The sequence below is a fragment of the Dongia soli genome (genome assembly GCF_034044715.1).
GTDB lineage: Bacteria > Pseudomonadota > Alphaproteobacteria > Dongiales > Dongiaceae > Dongia_B > Dongia_B soli.
This window is the reverse complement of record NZ_JAXCLW010000027.1, coordinates 1-1,191: the sequence shown is the minus strand read 5'-3', so window position 1 is coordinate 1,191 and position 1,191 is coordinate 1. Positions and strand designations below refer to the sequence as shown.

1 protein-coding gene is annotated in these 1,191 nt (G+C 63.5%); it reads right to left on the bottom strand.

What is annotated here, in order from left to right:
- Window positions 1–1,191 (bottom strand): elongation factor Tu, encoded by a 1,191-nt coding sequence (tuf, locus tag SMD27_RS24065; protein ID WP_320511002.1) that lies wholly within the window; start codon window positions 1,189–1,191, stop codon window positions 1–3.

Below are 1,191 nucleotides of genomic sequence, written 5' to 3'. Positions count from 1 at the left end.
TTACTCGATGATGGCGGCGACGACGCCGGCGCCGACCGTGCGGCCGCCTTCGCGGATCGCGAAGCGCAGGCCTTCATCCATGGCGATCGGCGCAATCAGCTGCACCGTCATGGCGATGTTGTCGCCCGGCATCACCATTTCCGTGCCTTCCGGCAAGGCCACCATGCCGGTCACGTCCGTCGTCCGGAAGTAGAACTGCGGACGATAGTTCGTGAAGAACGGCGTGTGACGGCCACCTTCTTCCTTGGTCAGGATGTAGGCTTCCGCCTTGAACTTGGTGTGCGGGGTGATCGAACCGGGCTTCGCCAGAACCTGGCCGCGCTCGACATCCTCACGCTTCGTGCCGCGCAGCAGCGCACCGATATTGTCGCCCGCCTCGCCGCTGTCCAGCAGCTTGCGGAACATTTCAACCCCGGTCACCGTCGTCTTCACCGTCGGCTTCAGCCCGACGATCTCGACTTCCTCGCCGACCTTCACAATGCCGCGCTCGATACGGCCGGTCACCACCGTGCCGCGGCCCGAAATCGAGAACACGTCCTCGATCGGCATCAGGAACGGACGGTCCTTCGGCCGCTCCGGCTGCGGGATGTATTCGTCAACCGCCTGCATCAGCTTCAGGATCGCTTCCTTGCCCAAAGCCGGCTCGCGGTCTTCCAGGGCGCACAGGGCCGAACCGCGCACGATCGGGATCTTGTCGCCCGGGAAATCGTAGGAGCTCAGCAGCTCGCGCACTTCCAGCTCGACCAGGTCCAGCAGCTCCGGATCGTCAACCATGTCGCACTTGTTCATGAACACAACCAGCGCCGGCACGCCGACCTGGCGGGCCAGCAGGATGTGCTCGCGGGTCTGCGGCATCGGGCCGTCAGCCGCCGACACCACCAGGATCGCGCCGTCCATCTGCGCCGCACCGGTGATCATGTTCTTCACGTAATCGGCATGGCCCGGGCAGTCCACATGGGCATAGTGACGGTTCGTCGTCTCATATTCCACATGCGCCGTCGAAATCGTAATACCGCGCGCCCGCTCTTCCGGCGCCTTGTCGATCTGGTCATAGGCCGTGAACGTCGCACCGCCAGTCTCAGCCAAAACCTTCGTGATCGCCGCCGTCAGCGACGTCTTACCATGGTCAACGTGGCCAATCGTCCCAACGTTGCAGTGCGGCTTGTTCCGCTCAAATTTCGCCTTCGCCAT